We start from the raw sequence: 13,766 nt of genomic DNA on the forward strand, positions 1-13,766 counted from the left end.
CCGCCAATATGGACTGGACCCAATCCGCAAACCCGCCCGTGGCGCGGCCAGGGGTGAGCAGCGAGGCCGTGGCGCGCCTGCTGCGGCCCGCGTCGATCGCCATCGTCGGCGCTTCGCCGACACCGGGTGCGCTCGGCGCATCGGTGCTGGCCAATCTCGAGCGCAACCAGTACGGGGGGCAAATCTACCTCGTCAATCCGAAGCGCGACGAGATTCATGGCCGCCCCTGCGTGAAGTCGATCGAGCAGTTGCCGTCGGGCGTGGACGTCGCCGTGCTGGCGATTCCGCAGCAGGCCGTGCTCGATGCCGTGCGTCAACTGGCGGCGCGCAACGTAGGGGCCGTCGTGATCTTTTCGGCCGGTTTCGCCGAGGCGGGGCCGGAGGGCATCGCGCAGCAGCGCGAGATCGCGAGGATTGCCGCTGAAACCGGCATGATCGTCGAAGGGCCGAATTGCCTCGGCTGCATCAACTATCGGGACCGCGTGCCGCTCACGTTCATCGAAACGAGCGTGAGCACGATGCAGGCCCAGCGCAGCCGCAGCCAGCCTGCAATCGGCATCCTGTCGCAGAGCGGGGCCATGATGGCCGTGCTCAACACGACGCTGGCGAGCCGCGATCTTCCCCTCTCGTACGCGGTATCGACAGGCAACGAGGCGGCCAGCCATCTTGAGGACTACCTGGAGTTTCTGCTGGAGGATCCAGGCACGCGCGTGGTTGCCATGATTGCCGAGCAGTTCCGGCAGCCGCGCCGGCTGCTGGATGCGGCACGGCGTGCGCGCCGCGCGGGCAAGCTGCTGGTGCTGCTGCATCCCGGCAAGAGTGCCGCGGCGCGTGCTTCGGCGGCCACGCACACCGGGGCGATGGCGGGCGATTACGCGGTGATGCGCACCAAGGTCGAGCGCGCAGGCGTCGTGATGGCGCAGAGCCTGGAAGAACTGGGCGATATCGCCGAGATCGGCCTGCGCTGCGCACGCCTGCCCGCACGCGGAACGGCAATCTTGGGGGAATCCGGTGCGTTCAAGGCGCTGTGCCTCGATATCTGCGAGGAGCTCGGTCTGGAACTGCCGGCCATCGACGACGGCAATGCGCCCGCGCTACGCGCCGCCATGCCTTCGTTCGTCCCCGTGTCCAATCCGCTCGATCTGACCGCTCAGGGGCTCGTCGATCCCGAGCTGTATTACCGCACGCTCTCGGCGCTATTCGACGACGAGCGATTCTCGGCCGTCGTCGTCGGCCTGATCCAGACCGATCCGGTCACCTGCGCGATCAAGATGCCGCCGGTATTGCGCGCGGTCCAGGAGCTACGGCCGCAAAAGCCGGTGATCTGCGCGGGGCTCGACGAAGGTGCGGAGGTGCCGCCTGGTTATCTCGAGCAAATGCGCGAACTGGGCATTCCGTATTTCCCCAGCACGGAACGCGCCCTGCGGGCCATCGCGCGGCTCAGCGATACCGCTGCGCGGGACTTCTCCGAAGCTGCATTCGAGCCGGTCGCGGCCGATGTGCCGCGCCAAAGCGGCGTCGTGCCCGAGTACCGCGCGAAGCACCTGCTTGCGCCGCTCGGCATTCCGTTCGCACGCGGCGAGCTGGCCACCGGCTTCGATTCGGCGTTGACGATCGCGCAGCGCATTGGCTATCCGGTTGCGCTCAAGGCTCAGGCGGCCGAGCTCAGTCACAAGAGCGACGTGGGCGGCGTGGTGCTCGGCGTCGATGGGCCCGAGTCGCTGCAGGCAGCGTGGACGCAGCTTGACGGCAACATCAGGCGGCACGCGCCGGCAACAAGGCTCGACGGCGTGCTGATCGAAGCCATGGGCGCGCGCGGTCTCGAGATGATCGTCGGGGCGCGCAACGATCCGCAGTGGGGGCCGGTCATCCTGGTCGGCTTCGGCGGCGTGACCGCGGAGGTCACGCGCGACGTCCGGCTGCTGCCTCACGATCTCTCGAGAGATGCGGTGGCGCGAGAGATCGGCCGCCTCAAGGGCGCGCCGCTGCTGCACGGCTATCGCGGTGCGCCTGCGCTGGATGTGCAGGCGCTCGCGGACGTGGTCGTGCGCCTCGGCGCGCTGCTGCAATCGGAGCCGGGCATTCGCGAGATCGACCTGAATCCGGTTGTCGTCTACCCGAGCGGGCAGGGTGTGCTGGCGCTCGATGCGCTGATGCTGATCGAGGCGCAGCAGAAGGCCGGCTGATTGTCCTGATCCGGCGGGGACGCCGCGTCGTCCCCGCCGTACCGCCCGGTTCTCTCAGCCGGCAAAGATTTTCGACAGAAGGCGCTTCAGCTGTTCGCGCTCGCCCGCGGAGAGCTGGTGAAGCGCGGCTTCGTCGGCTTTCTGCGCGGCCTTCAGGGCTTGCGTGTGAAGCTTCACGCCTTGCGGCGTGAGCGAGACCAACTGGATGCGCTTGTCGTCGGTGCTGCGCTGTCGTCCCAGCAAGCCGCTCGACTCCAGGCGGTCCAGCAGCGTGGCCAGGTTGGGCGGTGCGATCGCCAGCGCCTCCGCCAGTGCCTTCTGGTTGATACCCGGATTGCTTCGCAGCATGGACAGCACCGCGAAATCGGCCTGGCGCAGATCGAGCTTTTCCATCTGCGCGTCGAAGTGCGTCTGGATTACGAGGTAGGCACGCCGAACGTTGTATCCGAGAAGACCCAGCAGTTCCGACTGATCCACCTGAGCGGAAAGTTCATCGTCGATGTTAAGAGAGGCGGGCTTGGTCGGCATGTTCGTGGAGCGAGGCGGTAAGGCGGTTGCAGGAAATCATAGCACGTGACGATTGATAGCCGTCCTCAGAACGGCAAGGGGCCGGGGTTGTGCCGGCGCTGTCGGACATTCAGCGTTTTCCCCTAATTCTGGATTCTTGCGTTTTCGCGTAAACAACTTATTATCTATAACAAATATACACGATAATTAAAATTCCGAGACTCATTACCATCAGCGCCAGGAGACAACTCATGCATGCATCATCGCCTCACGATTCGGGAACTAGCGGGAAACATGATTCGGTATACGAAATAAAAACGCTGATCCTGCTCGGGCTGGGCTTCGGTCTGGTCGGGCTGGACCGCTGGATTGTGGCGCCCTTGTTTCCGCACATGATGCGCGACCTGAACCTGAATTTTCAGCAGCTCGGCAGCCTGATCGGCATCCTGAGCGTCGCCTGGGGCGTATGGGCGATAGCGATGGGGCCAGTGTCCGACCGGATCGGCCGCAAGCGCATTCTGGTGGTCACGATGGTCGCGTTTTCGCTGCTGTCGAGCCTTTCCGGTCTCGCCACCGGCTTTGCGAGCCTGATGCTGATCCGGGCGGTGATGGGCGTGGCGGAAGGGGCATTTACGCCGGCCAGCGTCGCGGCGACCGGCGAGGCTTCGCTGCCGTCCCGGCGCGGCTTCAACCAGGGCCTGCAGTTGAGCATGTTCTCGCTGCTGGGCCTCGGATTCGCGCCGATTCTGGCGACGCAACTGCTGCGCGTCCTGCCGTCGTGGCATTGGGTGTTTACCGTGTCGGCCGTACCGGGCCTGATCGTGGCGCTGCTGATTGCCCGTACGCTGCGCGACAAGCCGCAAAGCGAACTGCCCACGCCGCGAGCGGTCGCCGGCCAGCCGCGCTGGAGCGCGCTCTTTGGCAGCCGCAACGTGTGGCTCGCGACGTTGGCGATACTGTGCGCGATGGCCGGCATTTTTGTGGTCAGTGCGATGGTGCCGACCTATCTCGTCGAGGTGCTGCATCTCGATACCCAGGAGATGGGCTTCGTCGTTTCGGCAATCGGCTTCGGCGGGTTCGTGGGGTCGTTCGGGGTGGCGGGCGTGTCGGATTTCATTGGCCGGCGCAACGCCGCGCTGATCGCGTTTGCCGGCGCAGCCGTGCTGCTGTATCTGTTTTCCGGAACCGGCCCGAATCCGCAACTTCTGTTCGCGCTCCTCTTCGGCGTTTCGGTGTTCGCGCTGGGTTTGCTCGGACTCCTGAGCGGTCCGATCGCGACCGAGGCGGCACCGGCAGGCCTGGTAGCGTCTTCCGTCGGCTTCGTCTCGGGCGCCGGCGAAATCTTCGGCGGCGGCCTTGCACCCGCGGTGGCCGGCTTCGTTGCGCAGCACTTCGGCCTTGCCTCCACGCTGACTCTCGCGCTTGGCGGCCTGGTCGTGGGCGGTGTCGTGTCGCTGTTCCTCGTCGAGACTTCGCCGCGCAGGCGCGGTTCCGTCGAGTCGCGTGCCTCGATGGGCATACCCGAGGACATTGCCTGAAACCTGCCTGCCTGTTGTTGTGCTTCCTCAGCCTGCGTGGTTCGTCACGCAGGTAGATCGCAGATACCCGAATCCATTGTCACACCGGCTGGCCATGACGCCAGCGGGCGGCGCTCGCTTCGTGCATTCGTGTCGATCCACCGACCGTACGCCGCCGACGACGCCATATAGAGCAATTCATACCAAAACCAGGAGACAGTCAATGAGAAGTCGAGCCGTTTGTATTGCCGCGGGTCTGTTGTTCACGTGTCACGCCTATGCGCAAAGCAGTGTCACGATCAGCGGCCTGCTGGACGCAGGTGTGTCTTATGTCAGCAATGAAGCCGGTGGTCGCGTTTTCAAGTTCGACGACGGTGTTGCCGTACCGAACATGCTGACCTTCAGCGGCAAGGAAGACCTGGGCGGCGGTCTGCACGCGGTCTTCGAGCTCACGAACCAGTTCGAGATGGCCACGGGCTCGTTCATGCCGGACGAGAGCCTCTTCAGCCGCACCGCGCTTGTCGGTCTCGACGACGATCGCTGGGGCCGCCTGACGTTCGGCAACCAGTTCGATTTCATGTTCGACTCGCTGTTCCTGGACGACGGTTCCATCTACGCGCTGGGTATCTACGACTTTCCGAATGGACCGTTTGCGAAGCTTGCGCTGCCGGACAACCCCACAGGCGCATTCGACTGGGACCGTATGGCGGGCGTAGCCGTCAGCAACTCGGTGAAGTACGTCAGCTCCAACTTTTACGGCTTTTCCGCCGGCGCGATGTACGGCTTGGGTGGCGTGCCGGGATCGTTCGGTTCGGACAGCGCAGTGAGCGCCGGCATCAACTACCTGAACGGCGGGTTTGGGGCCAATGCGGCCTATACGCAAGTGAAAACCGACGTTGGCGGCGTGCAGGACAGCGTGCGCAACTGGGGTGTCGGCGCCCGTTATCGCATGGGCCCCATGACCGCGACCGCGCTCTACACGGCCGTGCGCAACGAGCTGAACGGTGCCGAGGTCTGGCAGACCGAACTGGGCGCCCTGTGGCAGATGGCGCCGCAGTGGGCGTTGAGCGGCGCGTATATGTACATGAAGGGCAACGACGTCGTCGACAACAATCACGCGCATCAGTTGACCGCCATGCTGACGTACACGCTCTCGAAGCGAACCAGCGTTTATGTGGCGGGTGTCTATCAGCGCACGAACGAGGGCGCGACGGCATTGATCGACGACGTCATGGTGGCGTCGAGCAGCCCGTCGCAATTCGTCGGCCGGATCGGCATGCAGACGCGTTTCTAAACGACGTCTCAGGGGCGCTTGCGTCGCCTTGCCTCGCGAGCGCTCCGTGCCCGGCATTCCCTTCTTTTTGCGGGTTCACTATTCGAGTATCGGAGACAGTACATGCAAGCTGCACCATTCAATCCGCTTCGCCTTGCGCCCGACGTGCGCGAGTTGCTGACGGCGATTGCCGCGAGCGGCGAACCGCCCCTCGAATCGTTGCCCCTCGCGCAACGACGCCTGGCCTACAAGCAGATCGGCGCGCGGCTGGGTGGCGAATCCATGCCGCTACGGGAGGTGCGCGAGCTGCAGGCGCAGGGGCCGGCGGGACCGATCCCGCTGCGCTTGTACTTGCCGGATCAGATCGGGGCCGGCCCGCATGGCGTCATCGTTTATCTGCATGGCGGCGGTTGGACGCTCGGCGATCTGGACAGCCACGACAAGATTTGCAGGCGCCTCGCGCGCGCTGCCGGCTGTGCCGTGGTCGGCGTAGGGTATCGCCTCGCGCCGGAACACCCCGCGCCAGCCGGACCGGAAGACGTGCTGGCGGCGATTCGCTGGCTGGCGAACCATGCGCAGGCGCTTGGGCTCGACCCCGCACGGATTGCCGTGGCCGGAGACAGTGCAGGCGCAAGCATGGCGGCGGTGGCAACCCGGCGTTTGCGTGGCGAGGTGCCGTTGTGCGCGCAGGTATTGTTCTATCCGTCCACCGATCTGTCGCCGGCTGCTGCGGATTTTCCGTCGAGGTACGAGAACGGGGCGATACCGCCGCTGACACTGGAATTGATGCACGTGCTATCCAGTCCGTTCACGGACGGATTCGATACCCATGACACCCGGCTGTCGCCGTTGCGGGAGCCGGATCTTCACGATCTGCCGCCGGCGCTGATCATCACGGCCGAATGCGACGTGCTGCGCGACGACGGCCGGCTCTATTGCGAGGCATTGCGGGCGGCGGGCGTCCAGGTGAATTACATCGAAGTGCCAGGCATGGTGCACGGTTTCGTCGAGATGGCGGGGGTGCTGCCGGCTGCGGTCGAGGCGATCGAGGAAGCAGGCGCGTATCTGAACCAGGTTCTCACCCGCTGACATGCGCGGCAGTCGGCAGTCTGTTCGTGGAAGAGACCTGGCCCGAGGACGACGGCCCTCTCTACGAGTTGCCTGTCGCCGCAGTAACCCGTGCCTGCGGTCTCCAGCGGAACACTGAACGAAAGCGCGCACACGGTTGTCGTGCCGCGAAACCGGCCAGGCGAGAGCTGGCCCAGCTGGACAGCCTGGCCGTCCATATATCGCGCATGGGCGTGTACGTCGTCGCATTCGAAGTGCCGGTTCAATGCCGATGCATCAATCGAGGTGTTGCCGGTAGCGAACGGCGCACTTGCCGGTGTGCGGGTTTCCATGATCGATGTGAAGGATATTGCGGAGAAAACGCGAATCGCGCACAGGTATCCGACGGCAAACGAGGTGTGTCCAGACCTTTGATTTTTCTGTATTGTCTTGGTGCCCAGGGCGGGATTTGAACCCACACGCCTCGCGGCGCTACCCCCTCAAGATAGTGCGTCTACCAATTTCGCCACCTGGGCTTGAGGGGCGCCATTGTAGCGGCCCATCGAGCTTTTGTGAATACCTCGCGCGCGACACTCGATCCAGCCCGCTCACGCTTTGAAAACCCCGTGCGAAGCGCGTCTGGATGGACGAGTTGCGGCAACGTGTTCAGCTCAGCCTGAGCGTCATCACGCCGACAAGGATCAGGAGCGCGGCGGCGGAGCGCCCATGGTTGCGCGGCTCCTTCAGGACAAAGGCCGAAATCGCGGCGCCGAACAGGATGGCCGTCTCGCGCAGCGCCGCCACCATGGCAATGGGCGCGCGAGTCATTGCCCAGAGGACCAGCGTATAGGCACCAAGGGTGCAGGCGCCGCCCACCAGGGCAAGGTGTCCGCGAGCGCACAGATAACTTCGTATGGCGCCGCGCCGATGCATGGCAGTCCACCCGAGTATCGGCAAGGCGGTGATCGCGAATACCCACATCGTGTAAGCCGCCGGACTGCCCGAGATGCGTACTCCGGTGCCGTCGACGAGCGTATAAGACATGATCGCGACAGCATTCAGCAGTGCGAACTGGGTGCTTCGCGTGTTGACGCCGCTGGAGGGGCTCGCCAGCAGAAGGCCGAGTATGCCGCCGCATATCAGCAGGATGCCGCTCCATTCTCCGGCGGTGAGCCGCTCGCCGATGATCGGGCCGCTGGCCAGCGCGACGAAGAGCGGCGGCGTGCCGCGCATGAGCGGGTAGGCGTGCGCCATGTCGCCGCTGCGATACGCCGCGCCGATCAGCACGAAATAGACGACATGGATTGCGGCGGAGGCCGCGATGTACGGCCAGCTATCGCTGTGCGGCAACGGAAGAAACGGCAGGACGATACCGCTGATGACGGCCGCGCTGCCGGTCACGAAGACGATGTCGAGAAATGTGTCGGGACTGGATTTCACGAGGGCATTCCAGCCCGCATGAAGGAATGCGGCCAACAGCACGATTGCCATGACGGCAGTGGACATGAATGGACTCCAACGGTTGCAGTCAGGATATCGGCCTTGTGCCGGTGCGGCAAACCAGATAAATTGGGCGCTCGCATTAAATAAACTATCGTGAACGAAGTCCAACTGAGGTGGGGAATGAAGAGAGTATTGCCGCCGCTGAACGCGCTGCGCGCTTTCGAGGCAGCGGGCCGGCTTGGCAGTTTCAAGGAAGCCGCGGCGGAACTGCATGTGACGCAAGGCGCCGTGAGCCAGCATGTGCGCCTGCTCGAAGACTGGCTCGGTGCGCCGTTGTTCGAGCGGCATCACCGGCGTGTGGCGCTCACACCCGCGGCCAGGGGGTATCTCGAGGAAATCGGCCCGCTGTTCGGGCAGCTTGCCGAGGCAACGGCGAGATACGGAACTCCGGCGGCCGTCACCCGCACGCTCACGGTGAACGCGGTCGCGACTTTCGCGTTGCGCTGGCTGGTGCCGAGACTCGCGATGTTTCTCTCCGACCATCCCGGCGTGGATGTGCGGGTGCAGACCTCGAGCGAATCGGTGGAGAGCCTGAACGATGCGTGGGATGTGATCATCCGCGGCGGGCCGGACACGTTCTACGGCTATTCCACGCGGCCTTTCCTGCACGAGGAACGGATTCCGGTCTGCAGTCCGGCGTTATTGAAGCGACTGCCGCTTCGTAGAACGAACGATCTGCAGCGCCATATCTTGCTGCATACGGCGAGCCTGCCGCGGTTATGGCCCGAGTGGCTCGCGAAGGCGGACCATCCCGCGCTTGTGCCCGCCTCGAACCTGACCTTCGACCACTTCTATCTGACCGTGCAGGCCGCGATCGACGGCGTAGGCGTTGCGATGGGCCCGACGGCGCTCATCGTGGACGATCTGGCCACAGGCAGGCTTGTAACGCCGTTCGCGGGACCTTGCCTGCCGTCGCGGAGCTACTTCATGTATGTTCCGGAAGGCAGGGCCGAGGACGAACTGGTTCAGCATTTCTGCTCGTGGCTCGAGCGCGAGGGCGCCCGCCCGACGCCGCTCACGCAGGCGTCGGAGGACCAGGCGGCCGGCCTTACAGGCCTGCCGCGTTCTTCACGGCGCATTGCGACTCCACGTTCTCGCCGTCGCTGAACTTGAAAGTCACGGGAACCGTCGAGCCGATCGTGAGCGGCTTCTTCGCGTGCTCGAACATCACGTGGTAGCCGCCCGGCGCGAAGGCGAGCGTGCCGTTGGCCGGCACGGTGGCCTTGTCGACCATGACCATCTTCGAGGTGCTGCCGCTGCTTTGCGTCTGATGCAGCATGGCCATGCCGAACGCCTCGGTACTGACGCCCACGAGATCGACGGACTTGCCGCTCATGTTCACGAGCTTGAAGTAGCCGCCGGAAGGCGTGTCGCCCGGCATCGAACGGATCCAGCAGTCGGACACCATCATCGAACCCGGCGACGCCGCGAACGCGGACAGCGAGGCGACGGCGAGCGGCAAGGCGAGGGCGATATGGCGAAGGGTGCAGCGCATGGAGAATTCTCCTGTTCTGGTTTGAAAGCCAATAGGGGGTGCCGGCAGTCGATTCGACGCGCAGCGTCGAACGCAATGCCGAAAGTGCGATGTGCAGCGCCGCGACGACAAGGCCGCGCGCTGCTGGCAGACCGGGTCAGGATTGCGGCGGAGGGGCGCGCGGCCGCGCGCAAGGGAACGGCCCGAACGGGATGTGCCGCAACGAGAGCGCCATGACGGCGGGAGCGCCGGTGACGAACAGCGCGGGGAGCGCCGCCTGCATGGGCGGCATGGCGGCGTGATCGGCGAGCAGACTGCAATATCCACACGCGGCGAAGCCCACGCCATGATCGTGTCGCGCGCCGCTTGCGGGCGGTTGCGCGGCCGAACACAGCACGCCTTCCGTCACTCCGTCGCGGTGAACCGCCACGATATGACTGACGAGCGGCGCGAGCACGATGAGCCACATGGCGACGAGGCCGGGCCATGCGATCAGGTGCTTGCGGGCGTGAACGAACATGTCGGGAGATCGAAAGTTTGCGCGCCAGTCTATCACCGGCGCTCGACATGGGTCACATGCGGCGTCACCTGCGGTTGGGTCTACTGCAGGCGGCGCGTGTAGGCGTCGGGGTGCGCGCTGCGAGATGTTTTGCTGCACGTCGGAAAATCGGCGGACAAAAGCGCAACGGTATCCGGCCCCGCAATCGCACGTTTGTCACGTGCCTGGGACAAAATCTCGGGAAGGCGCGCATAAAAGATTTCCAGCTGCCGCGCATCCGACGCTTTGCGCTCGAGGCCGAACACTTCCTCCAATACGCGCCGAGACATATGGAAGCGTTGCAGGCCGTGGAGAATACGGGCCTGAAATACGACACCGTCGCTGTTGTGCGGTACCGCCGCCCAGATGAGCGATTGGTTATTCATGAAACCCCCGCGAATCCCGGCATTCCGTTCCGATGCCCTGTTTTTATCCTCGCATATCTTGTTCAGACACCGCTATTTTTCAAAATTATGTCGAATGTCGATTCGACATATTTACAACGCCCGTCATGTTGCAATGCAGCGAGATTCGACTAGACTGGGTAGAGGCGTTCGTGCCGATGCGAACGCAGTCGTGCCATGACGGGAGGATGCGCCATGACGACAGCACAGATTGCGGAGTTTCACGCCGATCCGGTTTTGCACGTATTCGAGCAGGACGGCGGCTGGCATTGGGGTATTACCGTTCCGCGCGCATTGGGGAGCGGATTCAAGGTCATTGCGTACAGCGACAGATCCTTTTCGAAGGAGGATGCGGCGCGTGACGACGGCAGCCAGGTGCTGGGCAGCCTCGCATATGCGAGCCATGCCATGCTGGCGGCTTCGCTGCGCGAACAAGGCGCATGATGACGACACCGGACGAGCGCGCCTGAGCGCAGCCGATGCGCGATGCGCTGCGCGCGCGGTCCGGGCCTGAGGCGGTCGCCGAAGGGGCGATCTCGCCCCATCGCCTCGTGCTGCGTCACGTTGCGTAATGCGCGAGAAACATATCGGCGGCCGATTCCGCCACTTTCTTCTGCTCGCTCTTGCCGAGCGGCGCCTGCCCCATCGTCACCTGCGGCCAGAAGGCGAACGCCTTCACGAGGCCTTGCAGCTGCTTCGAGGCGAACAGCGGATCCGCGGTATTCAGCCGGCCGGCCGCCGCCGCCGTGCGGATCCATATCGTCAGGTCTTCCTCGCGCTCGCCAAGACGGGCCACCATCGCGCTCGCGCGCTCCGGCGTGTTCATGCCCGCTGCAATCGCCACGCGCGCGAGCGCGAGAAACGACTCGTCGTTCAGGAGGCGCAGCTTGCGCATGAGCAGCGCGACGAGCTGCGGGCGCAGCGGTTCGTCGGCGCGCCAGCCCGACGCGTCCGAGGATTCGCTCGCATTCCAGAGCTGCAGCAGGATGGCTTCGAAGAGCGCCTCCTTGCCCGGAAAGTGGTTGTAGACCGTGCGCTTGGAAACGCAGGCGCGGGCCGCGATGCGGTCCATGCTGGTCGCCTCGAAGCCGGCCGCGAGAAATTCCTCGATCGCCGCGCCGACAATGGCGTTGCGTTTCCGGTCGGTCAGGCGTTCAGGTTTGGCGCTGGATTCCATGCGGGTATTTTACACTGGGGAGTTTACTTTTCTCGAAAATAAACTACACTGGGCGGTGTACCTTTTCTGCCGGTCTCCTCTCATGGCCTCGCTCACCGCATTGCTTCGCCGTACCCTCGGCCTCGACACGGCCGAACACTCCCGCGCCCGCTTCGGCGCCTCCCCGCAGCACGACGGCACACGTTTTCGCAACGTCAGGCCGCGCCCGGTCGAGCCGGCCGGCAAGGGCCTGAGCATCGCCTGGAACCTGTTGTTCAACAAGCCGCGCGGCACGGTGCCGGCCGGTGCGTTGCCGGTGGAGCGCCTGACGCGCGAGCAGCTCGACGCCGCGCCGGATCGCAGCCTTTACCGGCTCGGCCATTCAACGTTGTTGCTCAAGCTGCGCGGGCAATTCTGGCTGACCGATCCGGTCTTCGCGGAGCGCGCGTCGCCGTTCCGCCATTTCGGCCCGAAGCGCTTTCACGCGCCGCCCATCGCGCTCGACGCGCTGCCGCCGTTGCGCGGCGTGATTCTCTCGCACGACCACTACGATCATCTGGACCGCGAAACCGTGTGCGCGCTGGCTGCGACGACAGGTGTCTTTCTCACGCCGCTCGGCGTTGGCGACCGTCTGATCGAGTGGGGCGTCGATGCCGCGAAGGTGCGCCAGTTCGACTGGTGGGAGGGGGCCGAGGTGGACGGCGTGACGTTCACGGCTACCCCCGCGCAGCATTTTTCGGGGCGCAGCCTGCTCGACGGCAATAGCACGCTGTGGGCCTCGTGGGTCATCGTCGAGCGCGACCTGCGCGTGTTCTTCAGCGGCGACACGGGGTACTTCGAGGGTTTCCGCGAGATCGGCGAACGCTTCGGGCCGTTCGACGTGGCGATGCTGGAGACGGGCGCATACGACGCGCAATGGCCTTATGTGCATATGCAGCCCGAGGAGACCGTGCAGGCGCACGTCGATCTGCGCGGGCGCTGGCTGATGCCGGTGCACAACGGCACGTTCGATCTGGCGATGCATCGCTGGCAGGAGCCGTTCGAGCGCGTCGCGGAACTTGCGGCGGCGCGCGGCATTGCGCTCGCGACACCGCGCATGGGCGAGCGACTCGCGCTGGATGCTCCCCATCGCGGCGAAAGCTGGTGGCGTCCGGTTGCCGAGGCGGCCGGGACTGTGGTGAAGGCGCCCGCCCGCTCATGGATCTGCCGGCGCGCGGAGCGGTCCGCGCCCTGAGCGTATCGGGGCGCGCGGTATCATCGGCTCTTTCCGATGATATTCCCGATGGCCGCGGCCCCGATCATGGAAGAGCGCACATGAAGACGCTGCTCATCGTCTATCACTCGATGACCGGCGGCACGCAGCAGATGGCCGAGGCGGCCGCGCAGGCGGCGCGCGAGCAAGCCGGCGTGACGGTCAGGCTGCAGCGCGCTCACGCCAGCGGCCCCGCGGACCTGCTCGCGGCGGACGGCTACCTGTTCGCGACGCCCGAAAACCTGGCCGCGATGTCGGGGATCATGAAGGACTTCTTCGACCGTAGTTATTACGGCGTGCTCGATCGCCTGAACGGCCGCCCCTACGCGGCCATGATCTGCGCGGGCAGCGATGGGCAAAACGCGCTGCGCCAGCTCGATCGCATCGCCACGGGCTGGCGGCTCAAAAGCGTGGCGCCGGGCGTGATCGTTTGCACGCATGCCCAGACGCCCGAGCGGATACTTGCCCCCAAGATCATTGGCGCGGACGAACTCGCGCGCTGCGCGGAACTGGGCGCGGGCCTCGCGGCCGGTCTCGCGCTGGGTGTCTTCTGAGGCCGCGACGCGTGCCGTCCGCGCTCAGGCCGGCTGCGGATGCAGATTGACGCCGGGCCCCATACGCGTCGCCTTGAATTCCGTCACGGCGTAGCTGGCGAGGCCGCGAACCGCGAAGGGGTCGCTCGCCAGGATGGCGTCGAGCCGTTCGCGTTCGATGTCGGTTGCGAGTATCACGCCGCCTTCGCGCGGCACTTTCGGTCCCGCCGCGACGAAGACGCCGGCCGCGAAGTGTTGGTCGAGAAACTGGCGGTGGGCTTCGAGGGCTTCGTCGATGGCGTCGAGCGAGGCCCGGTAGGTCAGTGACACCACGTACATGGGTTCGGACTCCAGAGCAAGGTCGATGAAAAGCGCC

Annotated in this window: 15 protein-coding genes and 1 tRNA gene; 8 read left to right on the plus strand and 8 right to left on the minus strand. The window is 65.0% G+C overall.

What is annotated here, in order from left to right:
* The first annotated feature begins 8 nt into the window (after positions 1-8).
* Positions 9-2,186, plus strand: coding sequence for an acetate--CoA ligase family protein (locus BAC01S_RS26165; RefSeq protein WP_043203739.1), 2,178 nt, complete (start codon positions 9-11; stop codon positions 2,184-2,186).
* A 54-nt stretch (positions 2,187-2,240) separates the two neighbouring features.
* Here BAC01S_RS26165 and BAC01S_RS26170 read toward each other — a convergent pair whose 3' ends face one another.
* Entirely contained in the window at positions 2,241-2,714 is a 474-nt protein-coding gene (locus tag BAC01S_RS26170) for a MarR family winged helix-turn-helix transcriptional regulator (protein WP_027797430.1), read from the minus strand.
* Between the two features lie 230 nt (positions 2,715-2,944).
* Here BAC01S_RS26170 and BAC01S_RS26175 point away from each other — a divergent pair, with 230 nt between their 5' ends.
* From BAC01S_RS26175 to BAC01S_RS26185, 3 genes are all read left to right on the plus strand, one after another.
* Positions 2,945-4,231: an MFS transporter gene (locus BAC01S_RS26175; RefSeq protein WP_043203741.1), complete on the plus strand. Its 1,287-nt coding sequence runs from the start codon at positions 2,945-2,947 to the stop codon at positions 4,229-4,231.
* 202 nt (positions 4,232-4,433) lie between these two features.
* On the plus strand, positions 4,434-5,504 hold the full coding sequence (locus BAC01S_RS26180) for a porin (protein WP_043203743.1): 1,071 nt from the start codon (positions 4,434-4,436) through the stop codon (positions 5,502-5,504).
* Between the two features lie 144 nt (positions 5,505-5,648).
* Entirely contained in the window at positions 5,649-6,572 is a 924-nt protein-coding gene (locus BAC01S_RS26185) for an alpha/beta hydrolase (RefSeq protein WP_027797433.1), read from the plus strand.
* A 409-nt stretch (positions 6,573-6,981) separates the two neighbouring features.
* On the opposite strand, the gene BAC01S_RS26190 is transcribed toward BAC01S_RS26185, so the two are convergent.
* Both BAC01S_RS26190 and BAC01S_RS26195 read right to left on the minus strand, forming a co-directional pair.
* Positions 6,982-7,066, minus strand: a tRNA-Leu gene (locus BAC01S_RS26190).
* A 130-nt stretch (positions 7,067-7,196) separates the two neighbouring features.
* Positions 7,197-8,036 carry an EamA family transporter gene (locus tag BAC01S_RS26195; protein WP_027797434.1) on the minus strand — a complete coding sequence of 280 codons (840 nt, stop codon included), beginning with the start codon at positions 8,034-8,036 and terminating at the stop codon, positions 7,197-7,199.
* Between the two features lie 117 nt (positions 8,037-8,153).
* Here BAC01S_RS26195 and gcvA point away from each other — a divergent pair, with 117 nt between their 5' ends.
* Positions 8,154-9,140 carry a transcriptional regulator GcvA gene (gcvA, locus tag BAC01S_RS32630; protein WP_084168876.1) on the plus strand — a complete coding sequence of 329 codons (987 nt, stop codon included), beginning with the start codon at positions 8,154-8,156 and terminating at the stop codon, positions 9,138-9,140.
* Here gcvA and BAC01S_RS26205 read toward each other — a convergent pair.
* The 3 genes from BAC01S_RS26205 to BAC01S_RS26215 form a co-directional block, all read right to left on the minus strand.
* Complete coding sequence (locus BAC01S_RS26205; RefSeq protein ID WP_027797435.1) at positions 9,082-9,528, minus strand: copper chaperone PCu(A)C; 447 nt, start codon at positions 9,526-9,528, stop codon at positions 9,082-9,084. The two genes, gcvA and BAC01S_RS26205, sit on opposite strands and share 59 nt — an antisense overlap.
* Before the next feature lie 136 nt (positions 9,529-9,664).
* Positions 9,665-10,027: a DUF2946 family protein gene (locus BAC01S_RS26210; protein ID WP_027797436.1), complete on the minus strand. Its 363-nt coding sequence runs from the start codon at positions 10,025-10,027 to the stop codon at positions 9,665-9,667.
* A gap of 80 nt (positions 10,028-10,107) precedes the next feature.
* On the minus strand, positions 10,108-10,431 hold the full coding sequence (locus BAC01S_RS26215; RefSeq protein WP_027797437.1) for a hypothetical protein: 324 nt from the start codon (positions 10,429-10,431) through the stop codon (positions 10,108-10,110).
* A 213-nt stretch (positions 10,432-10,644) separates the two neighbouring features.
* On the opposite strand from BAC01S_RS26215, the gene BAC01S_RS26220 reads away from it, so the two are divergent.
* Positions 10,645-10,893 carry a hypothetical protein gene (locus tag BAC01S_RS26220; RefSeq protein WP_027797438.1) on the plus strand — a complete coding sequence of 83 codons (249 nt, stop codon included), beginning with the start codon at positions 10,645-10,647 and terminating at the stop codon, positions 10,891-10,893.
* Between the two features lie 115 nt (positions 10,894-11,008).
* Here BAC01S_RS26220 and BAC01S_RS26230 read toward each other — a convergent pair whose 3' ends face one another.
* The gene (locus BAC01S_RS26230; protein WP_027797439.1) at positions 11,009-11,626 is read right to left on the minus strand and encodes a TetR/AcrR family transcriptional regulator; all 618 of its coding nucleotides are present in this window, start codon (positions 11,624-11,626) and stop codon (positions 11,009-11,011) included.
* Positions 11,627-11,708: 82 nt separating this feature from the next.
* Here BAC01S_RS26230 and BAC01S_RS26235 point away from each other — a divergent pair, with 82 nt between their 5' ends.
* Positions 11,709-12,839, plus strand: coding sequence for an MBL fold metallo-hydrolase (locus tag BAC01S_RS26235; RefSeq protein WP_027797440.1), 1,131 nt, complete (start codon positions 11,709-11,711; stop codon positions 12,837-12,839).
* A gap of 80 nt (positions 12,840-12,919) precedes the next feature.
* Positions 12,920-13,411 carry a flavodoxin family protein gene (locus BAC01S_RS26240; RefSeq protein ID WP_027797441.1) on the plus strand — a complete coding sequence of 164 codons (492 nt, stop codon included), beginning with the start codon at positions 12,920-12,922 and terminating at the stop codon, positions 13,409-13,411.
* A gap of 24 nt (positions 13,412-13,435) precedes the next feature.
* On the opposite strand, the gene BAC01S_RS26245 is transcribed toward BAC01S_RS26240, so the two are convergent.
* Entirely contained in the window at positions 13,436-13,729 is a 294-nt protein-coding gene (locus tag BAC01S_RS26245) for a YciI family protein (RefSeq protein ID WP_027797442.1), read from the minus strand.
* Positions 13,730-13,766 lie beyond the last annotated feature (37 nt).

The sequence above is a fragment of the Paraburkholderia acidipaludis NBRC 101816 genome, assembly GCF_000684975.1.
GTDB classification, from domain to species: domain Bacteria; phylum Pseudomonadota; class Gammaproteobacteria; order Burkholderiales; family Burkholderiaceae; genus Paraburkholderia; species Paraburkholderia acidipaludis.

Excerpts from the sequence above, each read along its gene's own strand:
- BAC01S_RS26215 (WP_027797437.1), bottom strand. The coding sequence starts at position 10,431 with ATGAATAACCAATCGCTCATCTGGGCGGCGGTACCGCACAACAGCGAC.
- BAC01S_RS26170 (WP_027797430.1), bottom strand. The coding sequence starts at position 2,714 with ATGCCGACCAAGCCCGCCTCTCTTAACATCGACGATGAACTTTCCGCT.
- BAC01S_RS26230 (WP_027797439.1), bottom strand. The coding sequence starts at position 11,626 with ATGGAATCCAGCGCCAAACCTGAACGCCTGACCGACCGGAAACGCAAC.
- BAC01S_RS26165 (WP_043203739.1), top strand. The coding sequence starts at position 9 with ATGGACTGGACCCAATCCGCAAACCCGCCCGTGGCGCGGCCAGGGGTG.
- BAC01S_RS26195 (WP_027797434.1), bottom strand. The coding sequence starts at position 8,036 with ATGTCCACTGCCGTCATGGCAATCGTGCTGTTGGCCGCATTCCTTCAT.
- BAC01S_RS26210 (WP_027797436.1), bottom strand. The coding sequence starts at position 10,027 with ATGTTCGTTCACGCCCGCAAGCACCTGATCGCATGGCCCGGCCTCGTC.
- BAC01S_RS26245 (WP_027797442.1), bottom strand. The coding sequence starts at position 13,729 with ATGTACGTGGTGTCACTGACCTACCGGGCCTCGCTCGACGCCATCGAC.
- gcvA (WP_084168876.1), top strand. The coding sequence starts at position 8,154 with ATGAAGAGAGTATTGCCGCCGCTGAACGCGCTGCGCGCTTTCGAGGCA.
- BAC01S_RS26175 (WP_043203741.1), top strand. The coding sequence starts at position 2,945 with ATGCATGCATCATCGCCTCACGATTCGGGAACTAGCGGGAAACATGAT.
- BAC01S_RS26205 (WP_027797435.1), bottom strand. The coding sequence starts at position 9,528 with ATGCGCTGCACCCTTCGCCATATCGCCCTCGCCTTGCCGCTCGCCGTC.
- BAC01S_RS26180 (WP_043203743.1), top strand. The coding sequence starts at position 4,434 with ATGAGAAGTCGAGCCGTTTGTATTGCCGCGGGTCTGTTGTTCACGTGT.
- BAC01S_RS26235 (WP_027797440.1), top strand. The coding sequence starts at position 11,709 with ATGGCCTCGCTCACCGCATTGCTTCGCCGTACCCTCGGCCTCGACACG.
- BAC01S_RS26220 (WP_027797438.1), top strand. The coding sequence starts at position 10,645 with ATGACGACAGCACAGATTGCGGAGTTTCACGCCGATCCGGTTTTGCAC.
- BAC01S_RS26240 (WP_027797441.1), top strand. The coding sequence starts at position 12,920 with ATGAAGACGCTGCTCATCGTCTATCACTCGATGACCGGCGGCACGCAG.